This is a genomic window from Mycobacterium sp. E2238, from assembly GCF_001672665.1.
Classification (GTDB): Bacteria; Actinomycetota; Actinomycetes; order Mycobacteriales; family Mycobacteriaceae; genus Mycobacterium.
Genome location: NZ_LZKF01000003.1, coordinates 37,738 through 64,230, shown reverse-complemented (window position 1 = coordinate 64,230; position 26,493 = coordinate 37,738). Strand labels below are relative to the sequence as shown.

Here is a 26,493-nt window from a genome sequence, read left to right as displayed (position 1 = left end):
CCTCACCTTCGCCCACCCAAAGCGATTTCAGGGATGTCGACCAGGTGGGTCCCCACGCCAGCTCCATGTCGGCGAAGGTGTCGAACAGCTGCTGCGGACGGGTGCGGTTCAACCGCTCGATCGCCGCCTCGACAGGTTCCGCCGAGTCAACGTCCGGCTCTTCGCCGACATGGAGCTGGCGTGGGGACCCACCTGGTCGACATCCCTGAAATCGCTTTGGGTGGGCGAAGGTGAGGCGCTCGGCGATGTCGTCGTCGGCGACGAACTCGCCGAACATCTGGGCAGTGAGCCCATCCATCCGGTGCTGCTGGACCTCTGCACCGGCGTCGCCTTCCCGGCCTTCCCGGCGCTTCTCGCGGCCACCGAACAGGGCGCGGTTCCGGATCTGTTTCTCCCGCTGCGGTACGGAAGGGTGGTGCTGTCGGATCGGATGCCGCAGCGGTTCTACTGCCGCGCGAAGTGGCGTACCGGCGGTATCGAAAGCGAAACCCAGGTCTTCGATCTCGATTTCGTGGATCGGAATGGCCGCCACCTGGGCGGAATACGCGAGTTCACCGTCAAACGCGCGCCCCGGGAAGCCTTATTGCGCGGGCTTGGCGGCGACGCTTCCCGGTTGCTGTACACCCTGGGCTGGCATGAGGTGCCGGTGCCCGAGCCGATCAGTGATACCGGACCCGGCGAAAAAGCCCACGGCACATGGCTGGTCGCAGGTTTCGACGAGCTGGCCGCCGAGCTACCGGGTTGTATCCGGTCCGAAGCGGCGATGGGCCAGCAGGGCTGGCAGCAGCTCATCGCACGCGCCCAGGAGAGCGGTGCGTCGATCACCGGCATCGTCTGGCGTGGCGGGGGCCGACCGAACTCGGAGGAGTCAAGCGACGAGTTCGGCGCTCGGCTGGAGACCGACATCGACAACATCCTCGGCGCGATGCGAACTCTGCTGGCCGAAGAGGGAGTGAATCTGCCTGGCGGGCTGTGGATCATCACCGAACGAGCGGTGGCGACCGAACCCGGCGAAAAGGTGGATCCGGTGCAGGCGGCGCTGTGGGGGCTGGGGCGTACCGCCATCGCCGAGCAGCCCACGCTGCGCTGCAGGCTGGCCGACCACGACGGATCGGACACGGCCGCGCACTCGCTCGCACGCCTGCTCCGCGCACCGGACGGATCTGTCCACGAGCCGGAACTCGCACTGCGGCAAGGCAAGTTCCTGGCATCCAGGCTGGTGCCATGGGCGCGCAGCGGTCACCTCGCGGTGCCGCGCACAGGCGACTATGTCCTGGCGCCGACTGAACGCGGCGCCATCGACAACCTGCGACTCGCCGAGACGGAAGTGCTGTCGCCGGCCGCGGGCCAGGTGCAAGTTCGGGTGGAGGCCGCCGGCCTCAACTTCCGGGATGTGCTCAATGTGCTGGGCCTCTACCCGGGCGATCCGGGGCTGATCGGCGGCGACTTCGCGGGTATCGTCACCGAGTTGGGTTTCGACGTAACCGGATTCGAGGTCGGCCAGCGCGTCTTTGGCTTCATGCAGGGAGCGTTCGCCAGTCGGATCAATGTTCCCGCTCAATTGCTGGCGCCGGTGCCGTACGGGCTCAGCGCGGTGGCTGCGGCGACCATTCCGGCTGCCGCACTGACGGCCCGGCTCGCGTTCGACTGGGCGCAGCTGAAGCCGGGTGACCGCGTGCTGATTCACGCCGCGAGCGGTGGCGTCGGCCTGGCTGCCATCCAAATGGCGCAGCAGCACGGGGCGACCGTCTTCGCCACCGCCAGCGCCTACAAACGCGCGACCCTGCGCAACCTGGGCGTCGAGTATGTATATGACTCGCGCACAACGGATTTCGCTGAGCAGATCCTCGCCGACACCGGCGGTGCCGGCGTCGATGTGGTGCTCAACAGCCTGACCAACGAGGGCTTTGTGGAGGCGACCGTGCGGGCCACCGCCCACAATGGGCGCTTCGCCGAGATCGCCAAGCGGGACATCTGGACCCCGGAGCGAATGGCGGCGGCCCGTCCCGACATCGACTACGAAGTGGTTGCGCTGGACGGGACGATTCTGCAAGACCCAGAACGCATCCAGCGATTGCTGACCGAAGTGTCGGACGGGTTGGGCAGCGGCGAGTGGACGCCGCTGTCCGCCGAGATCTACCCGCTGAGCGAGGCCAAGACCGCGTTTCGGCGCATGCAGCAGGCGCGGCACATCGGCAAGATCGTGCTGCAGATGCCGAACCCGCTACAGCCGCAAGGTGATCGGAGCTATCTGATCACCGGGGGCCTCGGAGCCCTCGGCCTGCACACGGCGTCCTACCTCGCCCAACTCGGTGCCGGTGACATCGTGCTGACCGGCCGCCGCGAACCCGACGCGGACACGCAACAGGTGATCGCCAACATAACCGAGCGCTACCGCTGCCGGATCCACACCGTTGCGGCCGACGTCGGCGACGAGTCCCAGGTCGAGGAGTTGCTGGAGCGGATCCGGGCGGAGCTGCCGCCGCTGGCGGGGGTGCTGCACCTGGCGGGCGTCCTCGACGACGCGCTGCTGCCGCAGCAGAGCGTCGAACGCTTCCGGACGACCCTGCTGCCGAAAGCGTTGGGCGCCTGGAATCTGCACCGATTGACCAGGAAAGACGATCTGGACTTCTTCATCCTTTACTCCTCGATATCCAGCGTGCTCGGTTCGCCCGGCCAGGCCAACTACGCAACCGCCAATGCGTTGCTCGACGGGCTCGTTGCCGAACGCAGAGCGCAAGGTTTGCCCGCGACCAGTGTCAACTTCGGTCCCTGGGCGCACGGCGGCATGGCCGCTTCGGAGGCCGCGCGCGCCAACCTCGGTGCGCAAGGCCTGGTTTCGGTGGAACCCACGGCAGCCCTCAATGCGCTCGGTGAAATCGTTGCCCACGGAACGGGGCAGGCGACCGTGATCAAGGCCAACTGGCAGCGTGCCGCGAAGATGCTGCGGGGTTCACGCCCACCGATTCTCGACCACTTGCTGCCGCGCGAGACCGCCACGACGCCCGGCGACAGCGAGCTGCTCAAAAAGCTGCATGAGGTGCCGGAGGCGGAGCGGGTCAGTTTCCTGACCGAATTCCTGCAGCAGGAGGTGCAGCAATTCCTGCGGCTCGCGCAGCCGCCCGCCGCGACCAGCCGCTTCCTCGACCTCGGTACCGATTCGCTGATGGCGGTCGAACTCCGCAACCGGTTGTACGGCCAGTTCGGCGGCGCGTTCACCATCAGCGCCACAGCGGTTTTCGACTACCCGACGATCAGCTCGCTCGCCGAGTACCTGGCCAGCCAGGTGCCGGATCTGGTTCCGGAGTCAGGCGGTAGCGAACCCGTCGGCGCGCCCGGATGATCCTCGCGACGAACCGGTTCGCGTTCTTCGGCGCCCGCGTCAGTCGCTGATATCGAAACCGGCGATCACCTTGGTCGGGCGCACCCGCACCACCAGTTCGCCGGGTGCGGAGTTGCGGCGGCCGAACTCCTCGGCGCGGTCGGCACCCATGTACCGGGCGCCGGTCCGGGTGGCGACGTCGAGTACGTCGGCCGGTTCCTCACTCACCGTGGCCACGCCCTGCACCTGAACGAACGAATACGGCGGATGGGGATCGTCGACGCAGATCACCACCCGCGGATCACGGCGCAGGGCACGCCCTTTCGAGGTTTCGCGGCCGGTGTTGAACGCCAGCTGGTTGCCATCGACCACGAACCACACCGGCGCGACCAGCGGCCGGCCGTCGCCTGCGACGTAACCGAGCATCCCGGTACGGGTGCCGGCTGACAGGAACTCGACGACTCTGTCGGACAGCTCCGTCATGCGCTAGAGGCGGGCGAGGTCGTAGTCGCCGATGTGGTCGATCAGATTGTGCAGGTGGTCGCTCGAGGTTCCCAGGATGTGTTCGATCGCGGTGAGCCGGGCCGCATAGTGGGCGACCGGATATTCGGCGGTCACGCCGATCCCGCCGTGCAGCTGAATCGACTCCTGGGCGATATGCCGACCCGAGCGGCCGATCTGCAGCTTGGCGCGCGAGGCGATCACCGGCTCGAGGTTGCCGTCGGCGATCGACATCGACGCGTACATGCTCATGCTGCGGGCCAGTTCCAGCGAAACGTACATGTCGGCCGCCCGCTGCGTGAGTGCCTGAAACTTGTTGAGTGTGACGCCGAACTGCTTGCGGGTCTTGAGGTAATCGGTGGTCAGCCGCAGCGCTTCCTCCATCACCCCGACCGCTTCGGCGCACAGCGCCGCCTGAATGCGGATGATGGTGCCGAGGATGGCCTGGGACGCGTCGACGGCTTCACCCAAGGGTTCCGCCGGTGTTGCGTCGAAGTCGACCTGCGCGCCGCGTTGTCCGTCGAAGGTCCGGTACGGGTGACGCGTGACCGCGCCCGCGTCGGCCAGGAACAGGCCGGTGCCGCCGTCCGGCAAGGCGGCGCTGACCACCAGCGCGTCGGCGCAGTCGCCGGCGAGCACCGGGTTCTTGCGCCCGCTCAATGTCCACGAATCTCCTTGCCGCACAGCCTTGGTGCCCACGTCCGCGGTCGGCTTACGGTGGCCGGGTTCCAGGTGGGCGAAGGCCAGCAGCCGTTGGCCGGCCGCGACGTCTTCGAGCTGCGCCTTCTGGGCGTCGGCGCCCCGCTCGGCGATCAGCGCGCCGGGCGCAAGCGCGGCGTGCAGGATCGGCTCGGGGGCCAACCGGCGCCCGGCTTCGGCGAGCACGACCATGATCTCGATTTGGCCCGCCTCGTCCGGGTCGAAGCCGAGGCCGAGGATCCCGGTGTCGGCGAGCTGACTCCACACCTCGCGGCTCCAGCCCAGGTCGGAGCCGATCACCTTGTTGCGGCTCTCCGGGTCATAGCTGCGCGACAGCAGCTCGCGGGTCGTGTCGCGCAGCAGGGTCTGCTCGTCGGTCAACTGAAAGTCCATGGCTGCCTCACAATCCCAGAATGGTGGACGCGATGATGTTGCGCTGCACCTCGTTGCTGCCGCCGTAGATCGACGTCTTGCGGTAGTTGAGGTAGTGCGGCGCGCTGTGTTGCGCCCAGTCCGGAGACGCGATGTCTTCGCCGTCGGCCGGCAGGGCATCGGGCCCGGCCACCTCGACGAGCAGCTCGGTGGCGATCTGCTGCAATTGGCTGCCGCGCAGCTTCAGGACCGACGAAGCCGGATTGGGTTGCCCGTTCGCGGAGTCCGTGACCACCCGCGACTGCGTGAGTTCCAATGCCAGCAACTCGTTTTCGGCCTCGGCCAGGCGGGCCGCGAACAGGGGATCCTGCAACACCCCGGTGGCCGCCGCGTGTTTCTTCACCTCGGCGAGGCGCACCTTGGTCCGGCCGACGCCGGCGATGCCGGTGCGCTCGTTGCCCAGCAGGAACTTGGCGTACGTCCAGCCCTTATTCTCTTCTCCCACAAGCTGGTTGGCGGGCACCCGGACGTCTTCGAAAAAGATCTCGTTGACCTCGTGGCCGCCGTCGATCGTCTTGATGGGCCGCAGCGTGATGCCCGGGGTCTTCATGTCGAACAGCAGAAACGAGATGCCGGCCTGCCGTTTGGGCGCCTGCGGGTCCGTGCGCACCAGGCAGAAGATCCAGTCCGCGTACTGGCCGAGCGTGGTCCAGGTCTTCTGGCCGTTGACGACGTAGCTGTCGCCGTCCCGCACCGCTGTGGTGCGCAATGACGCCAGGTCCGAACCGGCCTCGGGCTCGGAGAATCCCTGGCACCACCAGATGTCGAGGCTGGCCGTCGGCGGCAGGAAGCGTTGTTTGACCTCCTCCGAACCGAATTCCGCGATCACCGGGCCCACCATCTTGGTGTTGAAGTTCAGCGGCTCCGGGACGCACGCCAGCTGCATCTCGTCGGCCCAGATCTGGTGCTGGGTGGCCGTCCAGTCCTTGCCGCCCCACTCGACCGGCCAGTTCGGTACCGCCAGACCGTGCTCGTGCAGGATCTTGTGGCTGGTCACGATGTCTTCGTGGTTCACCTCCGCCGAGCCCCGGCGTACCCGCTCGCGCAGCTCCTCCGGAATCTTGGTGGTGTAGATGGTGCGGAGCTCGTCGCGGAACGCGGCTTCCTCCGGTGTGAGCGCCAGTTGCACGGCGGCCTCCTGTCGTATGGGGGTGAACGTGGCTACCAGCGTCGGATGGATGCCCGGTTCTGGCGATGCGTTCTTCGGTCCATCTTGACCCATCCCGTATAGCGGTTTGTGCACAGCCTCGGCTTAGTCCACAGTCGCGGTCCCGGTGCCGCCGCTCGGGGGCCGATCTGGCGGTCGGCGCACCTACGGTCGGCGCATGCGAACAGAACTTCCCGCCGAGCGTCTGCAGCGGCGACTCGGTGCCGAACCGGATGCCGAGTCCGACGGCGCCGGGTCGACGTCGCCCGGGGAGGCGGTGGACGAGGACCAGAATTCACTGCTGCCGCGGTGGCTGCCGGCTGCGGCCCCGGATCGGGGCTGGATGGCTAGACTGCGCGCCGACCCGGGCCGTGCGGGTGCCGTCGGGTTGGCGATCGTGGCCGCGCTGGCCGTTCTGGTCACGGTGTTCACGCTGCTGCGTGACCGGCCGGCGCCGGTGATGTCGGCCAAATTGCCGCCGGTCGAGAAGGCGTCGACGGCGAGCCCCAAATCGTCGGCGAACCCCAGCGCCGGCCCCGACCGGCCGGTGGTGGTGAGCGTGGTGGGCCTGGTGCATAGCCCCGGACTGGTCACCCTGGCGCCCGGGGCGCGCGTCGCCGACGCGCTGCAGGCCGCGGGCGGCGCGGTCAACGGCGCGGACACCGTCGGGCTGAACATGGCGCGTCCGCTCGGCGACGGCGAGCAGATCGTCGTCGGGCTTTCGCCCGTCCCCGGACGGTCGGCGGCGTTGGGAAGCTCGGTGGCCTCCGGTACGACACCGACGTCCAAGCCACCGCCACCGCGGACCGGAGCGGGGCCGGGCAAGCAGAAGGCGGGTGAGGTGCTCGACCTCAACACCGCGACCGTGGACGACTTGGACGCCCTGCCCGGCGTCGGGCCGGTCACGGCCGCCGCGATCGTGGCCTGGCGGCAGGCGAACGGCAAATTCACCAGCGTCGACCAGCTCGCCGATGTCGACGGCATCGGGCCCGCGCGATTGGAGAAGTTGCGCGCCCTGGTCCGTGTCTGACCCCCGTGCACGATTCCGACCTCGCCGAACCGGGCGCGGCACGCGTTGACGCGCGCCTGGTGCCGGCCGCGCTCACCTGCTGGGTGGTGACCGCCGCCGGGATCTGGTGGCCGATCGGCCGGGTGATCGCGCAGGCCTGCCTGTTGTTGGTCGCCGCCGCCGGCACGCTGGTCTGGCGCGCCGCGCGCCGGCGAGGGGAGACCGGGAGGCATCGGGCCGTCAGCGCCGGCCTGGTCGCGGTCGGCGTCACCGGCGCCGGGTTCGGCTTCGCGGTCGCGTTGCGCGCCGAGGCGGTCGATCGCCACCCGATCACCGCGGCGTTCGGGACGGCCGCCCCGGTGACGGTCACCCCAACGGAGAGCCCGGTGTCGTTGGGCCGCGGCCGGCTCATGTTTCGCGCCACGCTGCAGCGCCTGCGCGACGCGCAGATCTCGGGGCGGGTGGTCGTTTTCGCGCGCGCACCGGATTTCGCGTCGGATGGCGACGGGTTGATGGTGGGTCGGCCACTGCGGTTCACCGCCCGGATCAGCCGCCCGACCCGCCGCGACCTCACCGTCGCTGTGCTCAACGCGTCGGGCCGCCCGACTCTGGGCACCGCCGGCGCCGTGCATCGGGCGGCGCACACGGTGCGCGACAGGTTCGAAACCGCGGTTCGCGGTGCGTTGCCCGTCGAGCAGGCGGCGATGCTGCCCGCCCTGGTGCTGGGCGACACCTCGGCGGTTCCCGCCGAGACCGACCGGGACTTTCGCGCGGCCGGGATGACGCACTTGATGGCGGTGTCGGGCGCCAACGTGACCATCGTGTGTGCGGCCGTGCTGTTCACCGCACGCCTGATCGGTCCACGGGCGGCGGTCGTGCTGGCTGCCCTGACACTGATCGCGTTCGTCATCGTCGTGGAACCGACGGCGAGCGTGTTGCGGGCGGCCGTGATGGGCGCCATCGGGCTGGCGGGATTGCTGTCCTCGCGCAGGCGGCAAGCCATTCCGGCGCTTTGCGCCGCGGTGCTGGTCTTGCTGGCGCTGGCCCCCCAGTTGGCCGTCGACGTCGGCTTCGCGCTGTCGGCGGTCGCGACGGCCGCGTTGGTCGTGATCGCGCCGGCCTGGTCGCGCCGCCTGGTGGGGAGAGGCTGCCCCAAGCCGCTGGCCGACGCCCTGGCGATCGCCGCGGCCGCGCATGTCGTGACCGCCCCGCTGGTGGCGGGCATCTCCGGGCGGGTCAGCCTGGTGGCGGTGGGCGCCAACCTCGCGGCGGCGCCGGTCATCGCGCCGATCACCGTGCTCGGCAGCGCGGCCGCCGTGCTCAGCGTGGTGTGGCCGCCCGGCGCGCACGTGTTGGTCCGTTTCACCGGTCCCGAACTGTGGTGGGTGGTGCGGGTGGCGCACTGGTCGGCGGGCGCGCCCAGTGCGACGCTGCCCGTTCCGTCCGGGGTGCCGGGAGTGGTGCTGGTCGCCGGGGTGACCGCGCTGATCGTCGTGGCGGTCACGAGGCTGCGCGGCCGGCGCTGGTTTGGCGCCGCGGTCGGCCTGGGCGCGTTGACGGCCGCCCTCTGCGCGCTGGCTTGGTGGGTGTCGACGGTGATGGATCCCGGGGCGGCGTAGTCGGTCCGTCGTGACACCATCGTGGGGTGACAGAGGTTTCGCCGTTGCACCTGGTCCTGGGAGACGAGGAGCTGCTGGTCGAGCGGGCGGTGGCCGACGTACTGCGGGCGGCGCGCCAGCGGGCCGGGATCGACGACGTTCCGGTCAGCCGAATGCGGGCGGGTGACGTCAGCACCTACGAGCTCGCCGAGCTGCTGAGCCCGTCGCTGTTCGGGGACGAGCGCATCGTCGTGCTGGAGTCCGCAGGCGAAGCGGGCAAGGAGGCGGCCGCGGTGATCGCCTCGGCCGCGGCCGACGTCCCGCTGGGCACGATGCTGGTGGTCGTGCATTCGGGCGGCGGGCGGGCCAAGGCGCTGGCCACCGAGTTGCAGTCACTGGGCGCCGTCTTGCACCCGTGCGCGCGGATCACCAAGGTCAGCGAGCGAATTGACTTCGTCCGCAAGGAGTTTCGTGCGCTGCGCGTCAAGGTCGACGAGGAGACCGTGATCGCCATGCTGGACGCGGTCGGCTCCGACGTGCGGGAGCTGGCGGCCGCGTGCTCGCAGCTGGTCGCCGACACGGGCGGGGTCGTGAATGCCGCCGCGGTCCGCCGCTATCACAGCGGCAAAGCCGAGGTGAAGGGGTTCGACATCGCGGACAAGGCGGTGGCCGGCGACGTCGCGGGGGCGGCCGAAGCGCTGCGGTGGGCGATGATGCGCGGGGAGCCGCTGGTGGTGCTGGCCGACGCGCTGGCCGAAGCGGTCCACACGATCGGGCGGGTCGCTCCGCTGTCAGGCGATCCCTATCGGCTGGCGTCGCAACTGGGGATGCCGCCGTGGCGGGTGCAGAAGGCCCAGAAACAGGCTCGGTATTGGTCGCGCGACAGCGTCGCGGCCGCGATGAAGGTGGTGGCGGCGCTCAACGCGAACGTCAAAGGTGCGGTGGCGGACGCCGACTATGCGCTGGAATCGGCGGTCAGGACGGTGGCCGAGCTGGCCGCGAACCGGAACCGATGAGCGGGCGGGTCAGATTTTGTTGAGCGCGCGCGCCAGGGCCGACTTCTTGTTGGCCGCCTGATTCTTGTGGATCACGCCCTTGCTGGCCGCTTTGTCCAGCTTGCGGGTGGTCGCGGCCAGCAACTCGGAGGCCTTCTCCTTGTCGCCGGCGTGGGCGGCCTCACGGAACGCGCGGACGGCGGTGCGAAGCGACGACTTCACCGACTTGTTGCGCAGTCGGGCGCGCTCGTTGGTGCGATTGCGCTTCTGCTGCGACTTGATGTTGGCCACGCTTCTAGTTCCTTCTCCGCTTCGACGTTTGTTGGGGGCGCCGGATGTCACCACAGCGACTGCCCAGGTTATCAGTCGGTTACGTTTTCTCCCAAAACGGGAACCCGTGGCCTGCCATAACGTCAATTTGAGGCAGCATCTTAAAAGTGAGTCTTCCGAGCCAGCTCGAGGAAACCGGGCGGGGGTTGCGCGCCGCGCGCGCCGAGCGCATTTTCGGCGGCTACAACACGTCCTCCGACATCTATTCGATGGCGTTTGACGAGATGTTCGACGCCCACGGCTCCGTTCGGGGCCCCTATAAGGGCATCTACGCCGAGCTCGCGCCATCGGACGCCTCGGACCTGAAGGCCCGCGCCGAAGCGCTGGGTCGCGCCTTCATCGACCAGGGCATCACCTTCTCGCTGTCGGGTCAGGAGCGGCCTTTTCCGCTCGACCTGGTTCCGCGGGTCATCTCGGCCGCCGAGTGGAGCCGGTTGGAGCGCGGCATCATCCAGCGCGTCAAGGCGCTCGAGATGTATCTCGACGACATCTACGGCGATCAGGAGATCCTGAACGACGACATCATCCCGCGCCGCCTGATCACTTCCTGCGAGCATTTCCACCGCGAGGCGATGGGCATCGTCCCGCCCAACGGCGTCCGCATCCACGTCGCCGGCATCGACCTGATCCGCGACGAGAAGGGCAACTTCCGCGTCCTCGAGGACAACCTGCGCTCGCCCTCCGGGGTGTCGTATGTCATGGAGAACCGTCGGACCATGGCGCGGGTCTTCCCGAATCTGTTCGCCACCCACCGCGTGCGTGCGGTCGACGATTACGCGTCGCACCTGCTGCGCGCGTTGCGCAATTCCGCGGCCACCAACGAGGCCGACCCGACCGTGGTGGTGCTCACTCCCGGGGTCTACAACTCGGCCTACTTCGAGCACTCGCTGCTGGCCCGCCAGATGGGGGTCGAGCTGGTCGAGGGTCGCGACCTGTTCTGCCGCGACAACCAGGTCTACATGCGCACCACGGAGGGGGAGGTGCAGGTCGACGTCATCTACCGGCGCATTGACGACGCATTCTTGGACCCGCTGCAGTTCCGCGCCGACTCGGTCCTCGGGGTGGCCGGCCTGGTCAACGCCGCCCGCGCCGGCAACGTCGTCGTCTCCAGCGCCATCGGCAACGGTGTGGGCGACGACAAGCTCGTCTACACCTATGTGCCGACGATGATCGAGTACTACCTGGGGGAGAAGCCGCTGCTGGCCAACGTCGAGACGTATCGGTGCTGGCTCGACGACGAACGCGAAGAGGTGCTGGACCGGATCGACGAATTGGTCCTCAAGCCGGTCGAGGGGTCCGGGGGTTACGGCATCGTGTTCGGGCCGGAAGCCTCCGAGAAGGAGTTAGCCACAGTCGCCAAGAAGGTTCGCGACGATCCGCGCAGCTGGATCGCCCAGCCGATGATGGAACTGTCGACCGTGCCGACGCAGATCGGGAACACGCTGGCGCCCCGGTATGTCGACCTGCGGCCGTTCGCGGTCAATGACGGCGACGACGTCTGGGTGTTGCCCGGCGGCCTGACCCGGGTGGCCCTGGTCGAGGGCTCGCGGGTGGTCAACTCGAGCCAGGGCGGTGGCTCGAAGGACACCTGGGTGCTGGCGTCGCGGACCTCGGGCGGTGATCACGAGCTCGGCGCGGCGGAAGTCGTCCGCTCGCTGCCCGAGTCGATGTCCGACCCGGTGCTGGACGGCGCGGAGCGATTCGCGCAGACCCAGACGCAACCCACGGAATCCCCGCAGGAACAGCAGTTTCAGCGGCAACAACGGCGGGCGAAGCGCTGATGCTGGCCCGTAACGCGGAGGCGCTGTTCTGGATCGGTCGCTATGTCGAACGCGCCGACGACACCGCGCGCATCCTCGACGTAATGCTGCACCAATTGCTCGAGGAGTCCAGCGTCGACCCGGACCAGGCGTCCCGGCTGCTGCTGCGGGTGCTCGGCATCGACCCCCCGCACCACGACCTCGACGTCTGGTCGCTGACCGACCTGGTGGCCTTCAGCACCAACGCTTCGGGGGGAAGTTCGATCGTCGACGCCATCACGGCGGCGCGGGAGAACGCCAAGTCGGCGCGCGAGGTGACGTCCAGCGAGATCTGGGAGTGCCTCAACACCACCTATCACGCCCTGCCCGAACGCGAGCGTGCCGCGAAACGCCTTGGGCCCCATGAGTTCCTGTCCTACATCGAGGGCCGGGCGGCGATGTTCGCCGGCCTGGCCGACTCGACACTGTCCCGCGACGACGGGTACCGCTTCATGGTGCTGGGCCGTGCGATCGAGCGGGTGGACATGACGGTGCGGCTGTTGCTTTCGCGGGTGGGCGACAGCGCTTCGTCCCCGGCGTGGGTGACGCTGTTGCGTTCGGCGGGTGCGCATGACACCTACCTGCGCACCTATCGCGGCGTGCTGGACGCCGGGCGGGTGGTCGAATTCATGTTGCTGGACCGGTTGTTCCCGCGTTCGGTGTTCTATTCCCTGCGGCTCGCCGAACACAACCTCGACGAACTGCTGCACTCCCGGCAGAGCCGGATCGGCGCCACCGGGGAGGCGCAGCGGCTGCTCGGGCAGGCCCGAAGCGAACTCGAATTCGTGCAACCCGGTGTACTGCTGGAGTCCCTGGAGACTCGCCTGGCGGGCCTGCAGCGAACCTGCCACGACGTCGGAGAAGCGTTGTCGGTGCAGTACTTTCACGTCACCCCGTGGGTGGCGTGGTCGGATGCCGGCGATCGCGGCCGGCTGGTCAGCCGCAAAGGGGACGGCTGATGTGGCGGCTGCGGGTGGTGCACACCACCGGGTATGCCTACCAGTCGGCGGTGACCGCGTCCTACAACGAAGCGCGGTTGACCCCGCGGTCGAACACCAGGCAAAACGTCATCCTCAATCGCGTCGAGACAATCCCCGCGACCCGGTCCTATCGCTACATCGACTATTGGGGCACCGCCGTAACGGCATTCGATCTGCACGCGCCGCACACCGACCTAACGGTGACGTCGTCGTCGGTGGTGGAAACCGAGCAGCCGGAACCGCCGGTGACCGACGTCGGCTGGGGTGAGCTCAAGTCCGAGGCGGTGATCGACCGGTTCGACGAGTTGCTTCGCCCCACCGGGCATACCCCGGCGAGCAAAAAGGTTGCGTCCGTGGCCAAGAAGATCGCCAAGTCGCACCAGCCCGCCGAGGCCGTCCCGGCCGCGAGCGAATGGGTGCGCGGCGAACTGGACTATCTCCCGGGAACCACCAGCGTGCACTCGTCGGGGCTGGACGCGTTGAACGCGGGTCGGGGTGTCTGCCAGGACTTCGTGCACTTGTCGCTGATGTTGTTGCGGGCCATGGGGATTCCCGCGTACTACGTGTCGGGCTACCTGCATCCCAAGCGCGACGCCGTGGTCGGGGACACCGTGGACGGGCGCAGCCACGCGTGGATTCAGGCGTGGACGGGCGGCTGGTGGAGTTACGACCCCACCAACGGAACAGAGATCTCCGAGCAATACGTCGGCGTGGGCGCCGGCCGCGACTACACCGACGTCCCTCCCCTGAAAGGCATTTACTCCGGTCAGGGGGCGACCGATCTCGACGTCGTCGTGGAGGTCACCCGGCTGGCTTAGCCGGCGCGGGCATAGCGTTCACGCCATGAACGACACTGCGCCTAACCGCGGTGGTCCCTCGTTGCTGCTGCTGTCCGCGCTGTGTGTCGCGGTGCTCTTCGGCGGGATCGCCGTCGGGATCGCCCTGGGCGGTGTGATGCCGCTGCCGTACGGTCCGGCGGCCGCGGTGGCGGCCTACGTCCGTGCGGAGCCGGTCGCCGTGCGCGTCATCGCCGTGGCGACGTTTGCGTCGTCGATCCCGTTGGCGGCCTACACGGCGACGGTCAGCGTCCGGCTGCGCCGGCTCGGCGCTGCCGGGCCGGGAGCCGCGGTCGCGCTCACGGGAGGCGTCCTGGCCGCTGGCGCGCTGGGGCTGTGCGGCCTGCTGGCCTGGCCGCTGTCGCGGCCCGAAGTCGCCGGGGACGCGACGGTGGTCGACGCGCTGTACCTGCTGGTGTTTCTGGTCGGCGGCCCGGGACACATCGTGGCCCTGGGCCTGATGGTCGCCGGGATCGCGGGACCCGCCCTGAGCCGGGGCTTGCTGCCGAGCCCGGTGGCCTGGGCCGGCCTGGGAATCGCCGCCCTCGCCGAAGCGGCGACGGCGGTATTGGTCTGGCCGGCCCTGGGCGTGATCCTGCCGGTTGCCAGGGTGTCGGCGCTGTGCTGGCTGGTGCTGGCGGCGGCGCTGCTGCCGTTGCGCCGCAACGACATCGCGGATTGACCGTTACGGCGCGTCGATTTCGACGCGATGCAGGTCGTCGCCGAGCTCGATCCGCCCGTCGAACGCCGAAGCCGCCAGGGCCCGCCACTGCTCTTCCTGGCCGGGCACCAGCGCGGGCACGTAATGCGTCATGACGAGCGTGCCCACCCCCGCGCGGGCCGCGGTTGCCGCCGCCTCCTCGACCGACGAGTGGTAGTCGCAGATGTCTTGGAGCCGCTGTTGCGGGATGTTGCCGACGATGTCCTTGCGGATCACGGTGTGCACCAAAGCGCCGGCGCCGGCCGCCAGCCCGTCGAGGCCGGCGCAGGGCACCGTGTCCCCGGCGAGCACCACCGACGCCGTGCCGTAGTCGACGCGGAACCCGATGGTCGGGGCCACCGGTCGGTGATCGGTGGGTGCCACCCGGATCGACACGCCGTCGCGGTCCCACACCGCCCCCTCGGTGCATTCGTGGACTTCGACCGACGGTGGGGCGTTCAGGTCGGCGTGATGAGCGATCCGGTACTCGATGTCGTGGCGGAACGCGTGCAGCGTCGCCTCGACCGTCTCCGCGGTCCCGGGCGGCCCGATGATCGGCAGCGGCGCCGGGTCCGGTGCGAAGGTGCTGATCCAGCGGGTGATCAGGAGGTCGCCGAGGTCCCCGATGTGGTCGCTGTGCAGATGGGTGATCAGCAGCGCCGACAATCCGGCGGCGCCCACGCCGACGGCCGCCGCGCGCTGCAACACCCCACGCCCGCAGTCCACCAGAAACACCTGCCCGCCGGCCCGCACCAGAGTCGACGGGCCGGCCCGGTTCGGGTCGGGGATCGGGCTCCCGGTCCCCAGCAGCGTGATCTCGATCATGGCCCTATCTTGCAAGCCGCGGCCCGCCGCAGTGGCCCATTCGGGGGATCCGACCGGTCGGACGTCCTCGTTTCGAACGGCGACGTCAGGGTATGGACACGGATCGGCTACCGCTTCTCGTCGTGGCTTTTGCGCCGCACGAGTAAGCCGTAGCCTGTTGTGAAGCGGATCACAACCAGCTGGAGGCCTTTGATGCGGATAGCAGACGTCTTGCGGAACAAAGGCGCGGCGGTGGTGACCATCAACCCCGAGGCGACGGTGAAAGAGCTGCTCGCCGGGCTCGCCGAGCAGAACATCGGCGCCATGGTCGTCGTCGGCGACGAGGGCGTCGTAGGCATCGTCTCCGAGCGCGACGTGGTGCGCGAGCTGCACACCCATGGCGCCAGCGTGCTGTCGCGCCCGATCTCGAAGATCATGACCACCACCGTCGCCACCTGCACGAAAGCCGACACCGTCGACTCCCTGAGCGTGCTGATGACCAAGAACCGGGTGCGGCATGTGCCCGTGCTGGACGGCAAGAAGCTGATCGGCATCGTGAGCATCGGCGACGTGGTTAAGACCCGGATGGAAGAGCTCGAGGCCGAACAGCAGCAGCTGCAGTCCTACATCACGCAGGGCTGACTGCGCGGCTTCTCCTCACGCCGTTTCACGGCGTGCATCGTCGCCGAGCGGGGCTGACTGCCCGACTCGCCGAGCGTGCATTCAGGGCGAAAATGCGGCCATTCTTTCGCCGTGGTTACACGCTGGGCGACTAGCTCCAGGAGTAGTCCGCGCGTAGCCGCTGGGCCACCACTTCGAAGATCTCGCGGTCCAGGATCGCGCCCTCGCGGCGAATGCTCTCCTCGGGGACGTCGAGCACCCGGTCCAGCCGAACCCAGCTAGGCCTGCCTTCGTAATCCCAGGCGCCGGAACCGATTCCGATCCAGTCCCGGTCCTCGGCGTGGCGTTCCTGGCTGGACACCATCAACCCCAGTAAGACGCGGCGGTCACGACCGACCACGAGCACGGGCCGGTCCTTACCCCGGGTGGGGTCGTCCTCGTAAACCACCCAGGTCCAGACGATCTCGCCGGGATCGGCCCGGCCGTCGAGGTCGGGCGCGTAGACCAGCTTGCGCGCGCGCTGCGCGGTCGGGAAGCTCGTGCTGGTCACCGGGCGGCCCGCGGTGACCGCGGGCGGTTGCGGCGCGGCGGCCGCGATGACGTTCGCGGTGATCTTCACGGCGTGCTGCAGTTCGCGCAGCACGGTCTGCGAGTTCTGCACGTGCCGGGCCAGTCGCGGGGCCCGATCGAAGACCAGGTTTTCCGCGAACCGCTGGAACGTCTTCCACTGGGATTTGCGGGCCGACGCCATATTCGCAGCATAGACGCGCATCGCGCGGGTGCGATTGTGTCCAAGTAGGTCTCGGGCACCCCGCCTAGATACCCTGGACATACCAATGGGCCGGTGTTCAGGCGGCCGCAATCGTGTTCAGACCAGGAGATTCCCATCAGCAGTTTCGCCGACAAGACCTTCACCGCGCCGGCGCAGATTAGGAACTTCTGCATCATCGCCCACATCGATCACGGCAAGTCCACGCTGGCGGACCGGATGCTTCAGCTCACCGGCGTCGTCGACGAGCGGATGATGCGGGCCCAGTACCTGGATCGGATGGACATCGAGCGGGAGCGCGGGATCACCATCAAGGCGCAGAACGTCCGGTTGCCGTGGAAAGTCGGGGACCAAGATTACGTCCTGCACCTGATCGACACCCCGGGCCACGTCGACTTCACCTACGAGGTGTCGCGGGCGCTGGAGGCCTGCGAGGGCGCGGTGCTGCTGGTCGACGCGGCCCAGGGCATCGAGGCGCAGACGCTGGCCAACCTGTACCTGGCCCTGGATCGGGACTTGACCATCATCCCGGTGCTCAACAAGATCGACCTGCCCGCGGCCGACCCGGACCGCTACGCGGCAGAGCTCGCACACATCATCGGCTGTGAGCCGGACGACGTGCTGCGGGTGTCCGGCAAAACCGGCGAGGGCGTGGCTCACCTTCTCGACGAGGTGGTCCGGCTGGTGCCGCATCCCCAAGGCGACGCCGACGCACCCACCCGCGCGATGATCTTCGACTCCGTCTACGACATCTACCGCGGCGTGGTGACCTACGTCCGGGTGATGGACGGCAAGATCGTCCCGCGGGAGCGCATCTTGATGATGTCCACCGGCGCCACCCACGAGTTGCTCGAAGTGGGCATCGTCTCGCCCGAACCCAAGCCCAGCGAGGGCCTGGGCGTGGGCGAGGTGGGCTACCTGATCACCGGTGTGAAGGACGTCCGCCAGTCCAAGGTCGGTGACACGGTGACGACGGCCCGGCACGGCGCCACCGAGGCCCTCACCGGGTATCGCGAGCCCAAGCCGATGGTGTACTCGGGCCTGTACCCGGTGGACGGCTCCGATTACCCGGATCTGCGCGACGCCCTGGACAAGCTGCAGCTCAACGACGCGGCCCTGACCTACGAGCCGGAAACGTCGGTGGCGCTCGGCTTCGGGTTCCGGTGCGGCTTTCTGGGCCTGCTGCACATGGAGATCACCCGCGAACGTCTGGAGCGCGAGTTCAACCTGGATCTGATCTCTACGTCGCCCAACGTCGTCTACCGGGTCATCAAAGAGGACGACAGCGAGATCGTGGTGACCAACCCGTCGGACTGGCCGGAAGGCAAGGTGCGCACGGTGTATGAGCCCGTCGTGAAGACCACCATCATCGCGCCCAGCGAGTTCATCGGCACCATCATGGAGCTGTGCCAGTCGCGCCGCGGCGAGTTGGGCGGCATGGACTACCTGTCACCCGAGCGGGTGGAGCTGCGCTACACGATGCCGCTCGGCGAGATCATCTTCGACTTCTTCGACTCGCTGAAGTCGCGCACCCGCGGCTACGCCAGCCTCGACTACGAGGAGGCCGGCGAGCAAGAGGCCCAACTGGTCAAGGTCGACATCCTGCTGCAGGGCGAGGCCGTCGACGCGTTCTCTGCGATCGTGCACAAGGATGGGGCTTCGGCGTACGGCAATAAGATGACCACCAAGCTGAAAGAGCTCATTCCGCGCCAGCAGTTCGAGGTGCCGGTGCAGGCGGCAATCGGATCGAAAATCATTGCGCGCGAGAATATCCGGGCGATCCGCAAGGACGTGCTATCCAAGTGTTACGGCGGAGACATCACCCGCAAACGCAAACTGCTGGAAAAGCAGAAGGAAGGCAAGAAGCGGATGAAGACCATCGGACGGGTCGATGTGCCGCAGGAGGCCTTCGTCGCGGCCCTGTCCACGGACGCCGCCGGCGACAAGGGCAAGAAGTAGCCGTGCCGATGCGAGCGGTTGTCATGGTGGGTATCGGTCTGCTGAGCACGGGATGCGTCACGACCGTCAACGGCACACCCGTGCGCGCCGGTCATCTCGGCGCCGCCGCCCTGCCGCTCGAGCAAGTCCTGCCGGACGACGCGGAGGTCAGCGCAGCCGTCGGGAACGAGCTGCCGCCGCACAGCCCGGCGCAGGTGGGTGGTATTGACCTGCTGCCCAACGGGATCCGCGACAGCGGTGGCGCCGCACCGATCCAATGCCTCGGGGTCGTCGCGCCGGCGATGCGCATCGTCTACGAACCTGGCCACGTGCATGCGGCCGCGACGCAGAACTACTGGAATTACGACTCCGGCGTGGCGGTGTCCAGCGCAACGGCGGCGGCGATCAAGCTGGCAGCCACGGCCGACGCGCAACGGCTCTTCGCGTCGTTTGTCGAGCAATGGCAACGCTGCGACGGCACCACGGTCACCATATACACCCACGACTCGAGCAACACCGAGTTGTACTCGAAGGTGACCGACACCCGCGTCGACGGGCCGGTACTGTCGGCGACCGTTGTCGCGTGGGACAACCATCACGCTCCGCCGTGCCCGCTCGAGCGAGCCGTGGGCGTCAAGGGCGACGTCATCGCCGACGTCAAAGTAGCCGACGGTCCGCGTGTGCAGGCCGGCCGCAGGGCGGTCGATCTCGTCGAGGTGATGTTGCGAAAAGTCTCGAGCAGCAACTGATGAGAACCGCCCGAATCGTCCTCTCCTGCCTGGCCGCCGTGGCGCTCGCCACCGGCTGCACCGTCGACGGCACCGCGCGGCCAGCGCCGAATCTGAAGCCCCATCCGGTCACCGGGCAACCGGTCAAGCAGGTGCTCCTCGACGACGCCGAGCTGTCGAAGCTGCTGGGCCAGTCCTTCGGAAGCAAAAACGACCTCCCGGCGCGCTTCGGCGGTCCCGAGGTGCTGCCGCCGGCCTTCGGTGCGGTCTCGCCCGCCAATTGCGTGGGTGTCGCGTCGATGATGGTGAAGGACGTATATCGATCCGGCGACGTCAAGAATGCGGCGCGGGAGACGTGGTGGAACCAGCGCGGGCCGGCGAAGATCATCAGCGTCGCCGAGGGTGTGGTCGCCCTCTCCAGCGCCGCCGGGGCCGCCACGTTGTTCCAACAGTTTGCACAGCAGTGGCGCGACTGCGACGGCACCACCGTGACCATCGGACGCCCGAGCATCATCACCGACCGCCCCGCGATCGTCTTCGCGGACACCATTTCCGAGGTGCGACTCTCCGAATCGGTTCTGGCCGCGACCATTTCGATCGATACCCAATTGCCGGGCCTGCCGTCGAGCGGACCCAGGCCCGAGGCACGCGCCATCGGCGTGCGGGGGAACTGTCTCGTCGAAGTCGAAGTGGCATTTTTCAATTCGACGCGCTCGTCGGATGAGGGGTCGGGCGACGTGCACCGCAGCGCCATCATCGCGCACGCGATGATGGACAAGGTCAGCGGGCTGAGCTGACCGGCAGCTGCCACCAACCTGGGACTTGTCTGGGGTTGAGCTGTGCTCACGCGTGGCCGACGGGTTCGCCGTGCCCTCAAGCCTAAACTCGGGCGAAGTGGGAGGTAGCCGAGAAGCGCATGGAAAGTATTTGCTGCAGTGGGGTATCCCGGCGACGACGTTGGTGCGCCGCAGCGCTTTCGGTCGTTCTGATCTCGGCCATGGGCTGCTCCACCACGGTCGGTGGCGCGGCGCGGCCACCGGCGAACCGCACGTCGCGATTCCTCGACGGGCAGACCCTCGAGCGGGTGCTTCTCGGCAAGAGCGCGCTATCCCGCGTTGTCAGGGAGCCGGTGGAGCTCGACCCTGGCTCCCCGCCGCTTGTCGGGGGCGCCGAGATGTTGGGCGGTGAGCCATCACAGGGGGGCGAGGGCTGCCTCGGGGTCGCGGTGATGATGCAGGCGGGCGCTTATCGGGCCGCCAACGTGCGAGCTGTCGCGCTCACAACATGGCGGCCCGCCGCGTCCGGCGCGGCGGTGACCAGGGTGCAAGAGGCGGCCCTCAGCATGCCCACGGCCGCCGACGCCTACGCCGTGTTCGCGACGTTCGCCAGGCAGTGGCGCGAATGCGATGGGAAGACGGTCCCCCTTTCGGGCGGAAGCCTGCCGCTGGAAGTGAAGATTTCCCACGTGCAAAGTGCCGTTTCCGTTGTCGCGGCTACCATTTCGACGCAATGGAACACACCGCCGTCGTTCTCGCCCCCATCCCTCCCCGCCGAGCGGGCCGTTGGGGTGCGGGACAATTGCCTCATCGAAGTCGAGGTTGACTTCGTCGACTCATCGGGCGCATCGCAGGAAGCGCCGCGTGACACGAACGCCAGGGCCCTCGACATCGCGCAAGTCATGCGAGACAAAGTGAGCGCGCTGGGCTGAGGCCGGTGTGCTACATCGGCGCGTTGGCGGGCTGGAACATCCCGGAGCCGTCGGCCTCCTCCTCGGCGCGGATCACGTGCACCACCGCGTTGATCAGCGCCAGGTGGGTGAACGCTTGCGGGAAGTTGCCCAGGTGCCGGCCCGTCCGGGGCTCGATCTCCTCGGCGTAGAGGTGCAACGGGCTGGCGTAGGACAGCAGCCGCTCACACAACCGCTTGGCGCGCGCCACCTCGCCGATCTCCACCAGCGCCGAGACCAACCAGAACGAGCAGATCGTGAACGTGCCTTCCTCGCCCGACAGCCCGTCGTCGGTCTCCTCCACGCGATAGCGCAGCACCAGGCCTTCCTGGGTGAGTTCGTCGGCAATGGCCAGCACGGTGTTGCGCACCCTGGGGTCGTCCGGGGGCAGGAAGCGGGTGAGCACCACGAGCAGCAGCGAGGCGTCGAGCGCGTCGGTGCCGTAGCGCTGGGTGAACACCCCGCGGGAGTCCACCCCGTGTTGCAGGATGTCGTCCTTGATCTCCTCTGCGATGGCTCGCCACTGCTGGGCATAGCTCTTCTCGCCCTGCCGCTCGGCCAGCTTGGCCCCGCGGTCGAGCGCCACCCAGCACATCACCTTCGACGAGGTGAAGTGCTGCGGTTCCCCGCGGACCTCCCAGATGCCCCTGTCGGGCTCCCGCCAGTGCTTGATGGCCTCTTCCACCTGCTTCTTGAGCACCGGCCACAAGCTCTCCGGGATCTGCTCACGGGACTTGCAGTGCAGGTAGAACGAATCGAGGATGGAGCCCCAGATGTCGTGCTGGACCTGGTCGTAGGCCCCGTTGCCGATGCGCACCGGTCGGGCGTGGTCATAACCGGACAAGTGGTGCAGCTCTTCTTCCACCAGGCTGCGTTCGCCGCCCACGCCGTACATCACCTGCAGCGGGTGCCGCTCGTTGCTGTTGGCGCCGGAGACGTCGGCGATGAACGCGAAGAAGTCGTCGGCTTCCCGATCCAGCCCGAGCGTGTAAAGCCCCCACAACGCGAACGTGGAGTCGCGCACCCAGGCGTAGCGGTAGTCCCAGTTGCGTTCGCCCTGTGGCGTTTCCGGCAGCGAGGTGGTGGCGGCCGCCAGCAGTGCCCCGGTGGGCGAGTACGTCAGCCCCTTCAGCGTGAGCGCGCTGCGCTGCAGGTAGGCGCGCCACGGGTGGTCGGGGAAGTTGCCGATGTTGATCCATTGCCGCCAGCACTCGGTGGTCTGCCACATCTTGTCGGCGGCCTCTTCGTAGGTTTGCGGCGCCGGGTGCTTGGTCCAGCTCAGGGCGACGAATACGTCGTCACCCTCCTTCATGCGGGTGCGGGCGCGGGCTTCGCGGCCCTCCAGCCCGATCCGCAGGTTGGTGGTGAGCCGCAGGGTCGGGTGGGCGTCGGGCTGCTTGGTGGCCCGCGCGATCGCCTCGCCGTATGCGTTGGCCGAGTATTCCCAGGTGGAGCCCACGCGGTGATAGTCGAACGCGGGTTCGCAGCTCATCATCAGCTCGACGGTGCCGCTGACGCAGCGCACCGTTCGCAGCAGGATGTGCTCGGCGTCCCAGTCCATCGGCGTGCGGCGGTGGGTCCTGGACCGGCGCTCGATGTCGTGCCAGGGCCCCATCACCAGCGCGTCGCGCACGATCAGCCACCCGGTGTGGGTCTGCCACGTGGTCTCCATGATCAGGCTGCCGGGCAGGTAGCGCCGCGCCGAGGGCACCGAGACGCCGTAGGGGCCGAGCCGGAAATGGCCGGCGCTGCGGTCCAGGATGGCGCCGAAGACGCTGGGCGAGTCCGGGCGCGGCACGCACATCCATTCGACCGAGCCGGCCGGCGAGATCAGGCAGGTCGTCTCCCAGTCGGACAAGAACGCATAGTCCGCGATCGGCGGGAACGGGTTCCGCAGTGCCCCGCTCGAGGCCAGCGGAGCCGGCGCGCTGAAGTCGATGGGCGAAGGTAAGGCCGCCGTGTCCGCTTGAAATGCCTCCTCGGGCATGGCGTCGGCGGGCTGGTCGTCGGGCTGGGCGTGCAGGACCATCCCGACATCATCATCTGTTGACCGGCCCGGCGTCCATTCTTTCGCCGACGTGGCGCAACTTCGGATGACCCGCGGCGCCGAGCCAACCGCTCCGGAAGCCCGCCGATCGCGACGCGGCAGGCGAGCACTCGCCGCGGTGTCGGGGCCCGCTTTTCGATCACCGTGACGTCTACCCGGGCGCGGGCCGGCACCGTGCCCGCTCGGCCGCCGCCGACGGGGCCGGACCGCGCACGTTGGTTTTCGGCTGCAGGGCCGAATAGGGTGAGCTTCGTGACCGCATTCCTGAATTGGTGGGACGGCAACGAGCTGTGGCTTTCCGGGCTCGCTTTCGTACTCCAGGCCATGGTGGTGATGCCGGTTGTGCTGGTAGTGGCCGCGGTGACGGCGGGACTGCTCGACGGCCTGCTCGGCAAAAGCATCACCCTGATGCGCCGCGCCCGCCACGCCGGTGCGGCGCCAGGGTAACGCCCATGCCCCGGTCACACGTGACGTTGATTCTGGTCTCGCTCGTGGTGCTGGTGATCGTCGCGTGGTGGCTAACGCATTGAGTGTGCGACTTCGCGCCGCGCGCCGGCATGGCGACGCGAGCGGTGGCGGGCCTCCCGATTCCTGTTAGGCTTCCCGCCATGCACGTGACATCCGGTGTCGTGGAACGCCATGTCTTCGTGCACTGTTGTCGCTGACCGCCAATCCCGTGTGCGGTCTGGTATGGGGTTCGTCAGGCCTCCCAGTCGTTTAGGCGCCTTTCCGCAGCAACGGGACCGCTATCACCCAAGTCCCCGTATTGGAAGGCCCGAATGCTCCACGACATCGTTTCGCGCTGGCGGCCGGTGAGTGCCCTCGCCCTCATCGTCGCAGTCATCTCGGGATGTAGTGGCGGCGCCAGTGACGTCGTGGGCGGGGGCGGCCCAACCAACGCGCGCACCAGCATCACGCTGGTGGCCTATTCGGTCCCAGAACCCGGCTGGAGCAAGGTCATCCCCGCCTTCAATGCCGCCGAGGAGGGCAAGGGCATTCAGGTGATCACCTCCTACGGCGCCTCGGGCGACCAGTCGCGCGGAGTAGTCGACGGCAAGCCGGCCGACGTGGTGAACTTCTCGGTCGAACCGGACATCACGCGATTGGTGAAGGCCGGCAAGGTGTCCAAAGATTGGAATACCGACGCCACCAAGGGAATTCCGTTCGGATCGGTGGTGACCCTGGTGGTGCGTAAAGGCAACCCGAAAAACATCAAAGACTGGGACGACCTGCTGCGCCCGGGAGTGGAGGTCATCACGCCCAGCCCGCTGAGCTCGGGGTCGGCCAAGTGGAATTTGCTCGCACCGTACGCCGTCAAGAGCGAAGGCGGCGGCAACACCCAGGCCGGCGTCGACTTCATCAGCAAGCTGGTGCACGAACACGTCAAGTTGCGGCCCGGTTCGGGGAGGGAGGCCACCGATGTTTTCGTTCAGGGCAGCGGGGATGTGTTGATCAGTTACGAGAACGAGGCGATCGCCACCGAGCGTGCAGGCAAACCGGTTGAGCACATCAACCCGCCGCAGACTTTCAAAATCGACAATCCGGTTGCGGTGGTAACCACCAGCCCGCACCTGGACGCCGCGGTCGCCTTCAAGAACTTTCAATACACGGCCACGGCGCAGAAGGTGTGGGGGCAGGCCGGCTTTCGGCCGGTCGACCCGGCCATTGCCGCCGAATTCCGTGATCAGTTTCCGGCGCCGACGAAACTGTGGACGATTGCCGACCTCGGTGGCTGGAGCGCGGTGGACCCGCAGCTGTTCGACAAGACCACCGGCAGCATCACCAAGATCTACACGCAGGCCACCGGATGACGACCGCGATCACGCCCGGCCCGCCCGAGCTCGGTCACCCGGCCGGTGACGCCGGGCACCGCCAAGCGAATCCCGGGCGTTCTCGCTGGTCGGGTACCACGTCGCTGCGGGTGGGAGTGGCAACGCTGTGGCTTTCGGTGATCGTGCTGTTGCCGCTGGCGGCCATCGCCTGGCAGGCCGCCGGCGGTGGCTGGCACGCCTTCTGGTTGGCGGTGACGTCGAACGCCGCGTTGGAGTCGTTCCGGGTGACCCTGACCATCTCCGCCGGGGTCACGTTGGTGAATTTGGTGTTCGGCCTGGTCATCGCCTGGATGCTGGTGCGGGACGACTTCTTCGGCAAGCGGCTCGTCGACGCGATCATCGACCTGCCGTTCGCGCTGCCCACCATCGTCGCCAGCCTGGTGATGCTGGCGCTCTACGGCAACAACAGCCCGGTGGGCCTGCACCTGCAGCACACGGCGTGGGGCGTGGCCGTGGCGCTGGCCTTCGTCACGTTGCCGTTCGTGGTGCGCGCCGTGCAGCCGGTGCTGCTGGAAATCGATCGCGAGACCGAAGAGGCGGCCGCGTCGTTGGGTGCAAGCGGCGCAAAGGTTTTCACGTCGGTCGTGCTGCCGTCGTTGACGCCCTCCCTGCTGTCCGGCGCGGGCCTCGCCTTCTCACGAGCGATCGGCGAGTTCGGGTCGGTGGTCCTGATCGGTGGCGCGGTTCCGGGCAAGACCGAAGTGTCGTCGCAGTGGATACGCACCCTCATCGAGAACGACGACCGCACGGGTGCCGCCGCGATATCCATCGTCTTGCTGTCGATTTCGTTTGTGGTGCTGTTCATTCTGCGGATCGTGGGCGGCCGCGCCGCCAAGCGTCAGGAGTTGGCGGCGTGACGTCATCGCCCAGGGTTCGATACCTGATCCGCTTCGTCGGGCTTGCATACCTTTTCGTCTTGCTGGTCGTTCCGGTTGCCCTGATCCTGTGGCGGACGTTTCGGCCGGGCTTCGGCCAGTTCTTCGACTGGGTGAGCACTCCCGCGGCGATCTCGGCGCTGAACCTGACCTTGCTGGTGGTCGCCATAGTGGTGCCGCTGAACGTGGTTTTCGGCATTCCCACCGCTTTGGTGCTCGCCCGCAATAGGTTTCGTGGCAAGGGTGTGCTGCAGGCGGTCATCGATCTGCCTTTCGCCGTGTCGCCGGTCATCGTCGGCGTTGCGCTGATCCTGTTGTGGGGCTCGGCCGGCGCATTCGGCTTCGTCGAAAAGGACCTCGGGTTCAAGATCATCTTCGGTTTGCCCGGCATCGTCCTTGCCAGCATCTTCGTCACCCTGCCGTTCGTCGTGCGCGAGGTGGAACCGGTCCTGCACGAACTGGGGACCGACCAGGAGGAGGCGGCGGCGACCCTGGGATCGGGCTGGTGGCAGACCTTTTGGCGGATCACCCTCCCCTCGATCCGGTGGGGTCTGACCTACGGCATCGTGCTGACCGTCGCCCGCACCCTAGGCGAATACGGCGCGGTCATCATCGTGTCGTCGAACCTCCCGGGGAAGTCGCAAACCCTGACCTTGCTGGTCTCGGATCGGTACAACCGTGGTGCCGAGTACGGCGCCTACGCGCTGTCGACGTTGTTGATGGGCGTCGCGGTGTTGGTCCTGATCTTCCAAGTGATTTTGGACATCCGCCGGGCGAGAGCGGCCAGGTAGCCTGACATGGGGAT

The 26,493-nt window shown here is 68.0% G+C and carries 23 protein-coding genes and 1 pseudogene; 17 read left to right on the top strand and 7 right to left on the bottom strand.

Going from position 1 to position 26,493, the window contains the following annotated elements:
• Positions 1-124 precede the first annotated feature (124 nt).
• A pseudogene (locus A5711_RS00355) lies at positions 125-3,343 on the top strand (SDR family NAD(P)-dependent oxidoreductase); the annotation flags it as partial.
• 39 nt (positions 3,344-3,382) lie between these two features.
• Here A5711_RS00355 and A5711_RS00350 read toward each other — a convergent pair.
• The 3 genes from A5711_RS00350 to A5711_RS00340 are packed head-to-tail and all read right to left on the bottom strand — an operon-like array spanning position 3,383 to position 6,083.
• On the bottom strand, positions 3,383-3,805 hold the full coding sequence (locus A5711_RS00350; protein WP_067942928.1) for a PPOX class F420-dependent oxidoreductase: 423 nt from the start codon (positions 3,803-3,805) through the stop codon (positions 3,383-3,385).
• A gap of 3 nt (positions 3,806-3,808) precedes the next feature.
• Positions 3,809-4,915 (bottom strand): acyl-CoA dehydrogenase family protein, encoded by a 1,107-nt coding sequence (locus A5711_RS00345; protein WP_067942926.1) that lies wholly within the window; start codon positions 4,913-4,915, stop codon positions 3,809-3,811.
• 7 nt (positions 4,916-4,922) lie between these two features.
• Positions 4,923-6,083 carry an acyl-CoA dehydrogenase family protein gene (locus A5711_RS00340; protein WP_067942946.1) on the bottom strand — a complete coding sequence of 387 codons (1,161 nt, stop codon included), beginning with the start codon at positions 6,081-6,083 and terminating at the stop codon, positions 4,923-4,925.
• A gap of 196 nt (positions 6,084-6,279) precedes the next feature.
• Between A5711_RS00340 and A5711_RS00335 the strand changes: the two genes are divergently transcribed.
• From A5711_RS00335 to holA, 3 genes are read left to right on the top strand one after another with little or no spacing between them, the layout of a single operon-like run.
• On the top strand, positions 6,280-7,131 hold the full coding sequence (locus A5711_RS00335; protein ID WP_067942924.1) for a ComEA family DNA-binding protein: 852 nt from the start codon (positions 6,280-6,282) through the stop codon (positions 7,129-7,131).
• Between the two features lie 5 nt (positions 7,132-7,136).
• Complete coding sequence (locus tag A5711_RS00330) at positions 7,137-8,729, top strand: ComEC/Rec2 family competence protein (RefSeq protein ID WP_067942922.1); 1,593 nt, start codon at positions 7,137-7,139, stop codon at positions 8,727-8,729.
• Positions 8,730-8,755: 26 nt separating this feature from the next.
• Positions 8,756-9,724: a DNA polymerase III subunit delta gene (gene holA / locus A5711_RS00325; RefSeq protein WP_067942920.1), complete on the top strand. Its 969-nt coding sequence runs from the start codon at positions 8,756-8,758 to the stop codon at positions 9,722-9,724.
• Between the two features lie 9 nt (positions 9,725-9,733).
• Here holA and rpsT read toward each other — a convergent pair whose 3' ends face one another.
• Positions 9,734-9,994: a 30S ribosomal protein S20 gene (rpsT, locus tag A5711_RS00320; protein WP_066952793.1), complete on the bottom strand. Its 261-nt coding sequence runs from the start codon at positions 9,992-9,994 to the stop codon at positions 9,734-9,736.
• Between the two features lie 137 nt (positions 9,995-10,131).
• Here rpsT and A5711_RS00315 point away from each other — a divergent pair, with 137 nt between their 5' ends.
• From A5711_RS00315 to A5711_RS00300, 4 genes are read left to right on the top strand one after another with little or no spacing between them, the layout of a single operon-like run.
• Positions 10,132-11,814, top strand: coding sequence for a circularly permuted type 2 ATP-grasp protein (locus A5711_RS00315; protein WP_067942918.1), 1,683 nt, complete (start codon positions 10,132-10,134; stop codon positions 11,812-11,814).
• Positions 11,814-12,791, top strand: a complete 978-nt coding sequence (locus A5711_RS00310; RefSeq protein WP_067942917.1) for an alpha-E domain-containing protein — start codon at positions 11,814-11,816, stop codon at positions 12,789-12,791. The genes A5711_RS00315 and A5711_RS00310 overlap by 1 nt, the downstream gene beginning before the upstream one ends.
• On the top strand, positions 12,791-13,630 hold the full coding sequence (locus tag A5711_RS00305; protein WP_067942915.1) for a transglutaminase family protein: 840 nt from the start codon (positions 12,791-12,793) through the stop codon (positions 13,628-13,630). The genes A5711_RS00310 and A5711_RS00305 overlap by 1 nt, the downstream gene beginning before the upstream one ends.
• Positions 13,631-13,655: 25 nt before the next feature.
• Entirely contained in the window at positions 13,656-14,330 is a 675-nt protein-coding gene (locus A5711_RS00300) for a hypothetical protein (RefSeq protein WP_231971970.1), read from the top strand.
• A gap of 3 nt (positions 14,331-14,333) precedes the next feature.
• On the opposite strand, the gene A5711_RS00295 is transcribed toward A5711_RS00300, so the two are convergent.
• Positions 14,334-15,173, bottom strand: a complete 840-nt coding sequence (locus A5711_RS00295; protein WP_067942913.1) for a ribonuclease Z — start codon at positions 15,171-15,173, stop codon at positions 14,334-14,336.
• A gap of 192 nt (positions 15,174-15,365) precedes the next feature.
• Between A5711_RS00295 and A5711_RS00290 the strand changes: the two genes are divergently transcribed.
• The gene (locus A5711_RS00290) at positions 15,366-15,794 is read left to right on the top strand and encodes a CBS domain-containing protein (protein WP_066952803.1); all 429 of its coding nucleotides are present in this window, start codon (positions 15,366-15,368) and stop codon (positions 15,792-15,794) included.
• Positions 15,795-15,924: 130 nt separating this feature from the next.
• Here A5711_RS00290 and A5711_RS00285 read toward each other — a convergent pair whose 3' ends face one another.
• A complete protein-coding gene (locus tag A5711_RS00285; RefSeq protein WP_067942911.1) occupies positions 15,925-16,524 on the bottom strand; it encodes a type II toxin-antitoxin system PemK/MazF family toxin in 600 nt (199 codons plus the stop codon).
• Positions 16,525-16,617: 93 nt separating this feature from the next.
• Here A5711_RS00285 and lepA point away from each other — a divergent pair, with 93 nt between their 5' ends.
• From lepA to A5711_RS00265, 4 genes are all read left to right on the top strand, one after another.
• Positions 16,618-18,501, top strand: coding sequence for a translation elongation factor 4 (gene lepA, locus A5711_RS00280; protein ID WP_067942910.1), 1,884 nt, complete (start codon positions 16,618-16,620; stop codon positions 18,499-18,501).
• Positions 18,502-18,509: 8 nt separating this feature from the next.
• The gene (locus A5711_RS00275; protein ID WP_067942942.1) at positions 18,510-19,229 is read left to right on the top strand and encodes a sensor domain-containing protein; all 720 of its coding nucleotides are present in this window, start codon (positions 18,510-18,512) and stop codon (positions 19,227-19,229) included.
• Positions 19,230-19,267: 38 nt separating this feature from the next.
• A complete protein-coding gene (locus A5711_RS00270) occupies positions 19,268-20,005 on the top strand; it encodes a sensor domain-containing protein (RefSeq protein WP_231987394.1) in 738 nt (245 codons plus the stop codon).
• 200 nt (positions 20,006-20,205) lie between these two features.
• Positions 20,206-20,916 (top strand): sensor domain-containing protein, encoded by a 711-nt coding sequence (locus tag A5711_RS00265; protein WP_197520718.1) that lies wholly within the window; start codon positions 20,206-20,208, stop codon positions 20,914-20,916.
• A 10-nt stretch (positions 20,917-20,926) separates the two neighbouring features.
• Here A5711_RS00265 and A5711_RS00260 read toward each other — a convergent pair whose 3' ends face one another.
• Positions 20,927-22,963, bottom strand: coding sequence for a glycoside hydrolase family 15 protein (locus A5711_RS00260; RefSeq protein WP_067942905.1), 2,037 nt, complete (start codon positions 22,961-22,963; stop codon positions 20,927-20,929).
• 270 nt (positions 22,964-23,233) lie between these two features.
• Between A5711_RS00260 and A5711_RS00255 the strand changes: the two genes are divergently transcribed.
• From A5711_RS00255 to cysW, 4 genes are all read left to right on the top strand, one after another.
• On the top strand, positions 23,234-23,428 hold the full coding sequence (locus A5711_RS00255) for a hypothetical protein (protein WP_067942940.1): 195 nt from the start codon (positions 23,234-23,236) through the stop codon (positions 23,426-23,428).
• 332 nt (positions 23,429-23,760) lie between these two features.
• Positions 23,761-24,792 (top strand): sulfate ABC transporter substrate-binding protein, encoded by a 1,032-nt coding sequence (locus A5711_RS00250; RefSeq protein ID WP_067942902.1) that lies wholly within the window; start codon positions 23,761-23,763, stop codon positions 24,790-24,792.
• Positions 24,789-25,670, top strand: a complete 882-nt coding sequence (gene cysT / locus A5711_RS00245) for a sulfate ABC transporter permease subunit CysT (RefSeq protein ID WP_067942900.1) — start codon at positions 24,789-24,791, stop codon at positions 25,668-25,670. The genes A5711_RS00250 and cysT overlap by 4 nt, the downstream gene beginning before the upstream one ends.
• Entirely contained in the window at positions 25,667-26,479 is an 813-nt protein-coding gene (gene cysW / locus A5711_RS00240) for a sulfate ABC transporter permease subunit CysW (protein WP_067942898.1), read from the top strand. Before cysT ends, cysW begins: the two co-directional genes overlap by 4 nt.
• Positions 26,480-26,493 lie beyond the last annotated feature (14 nt).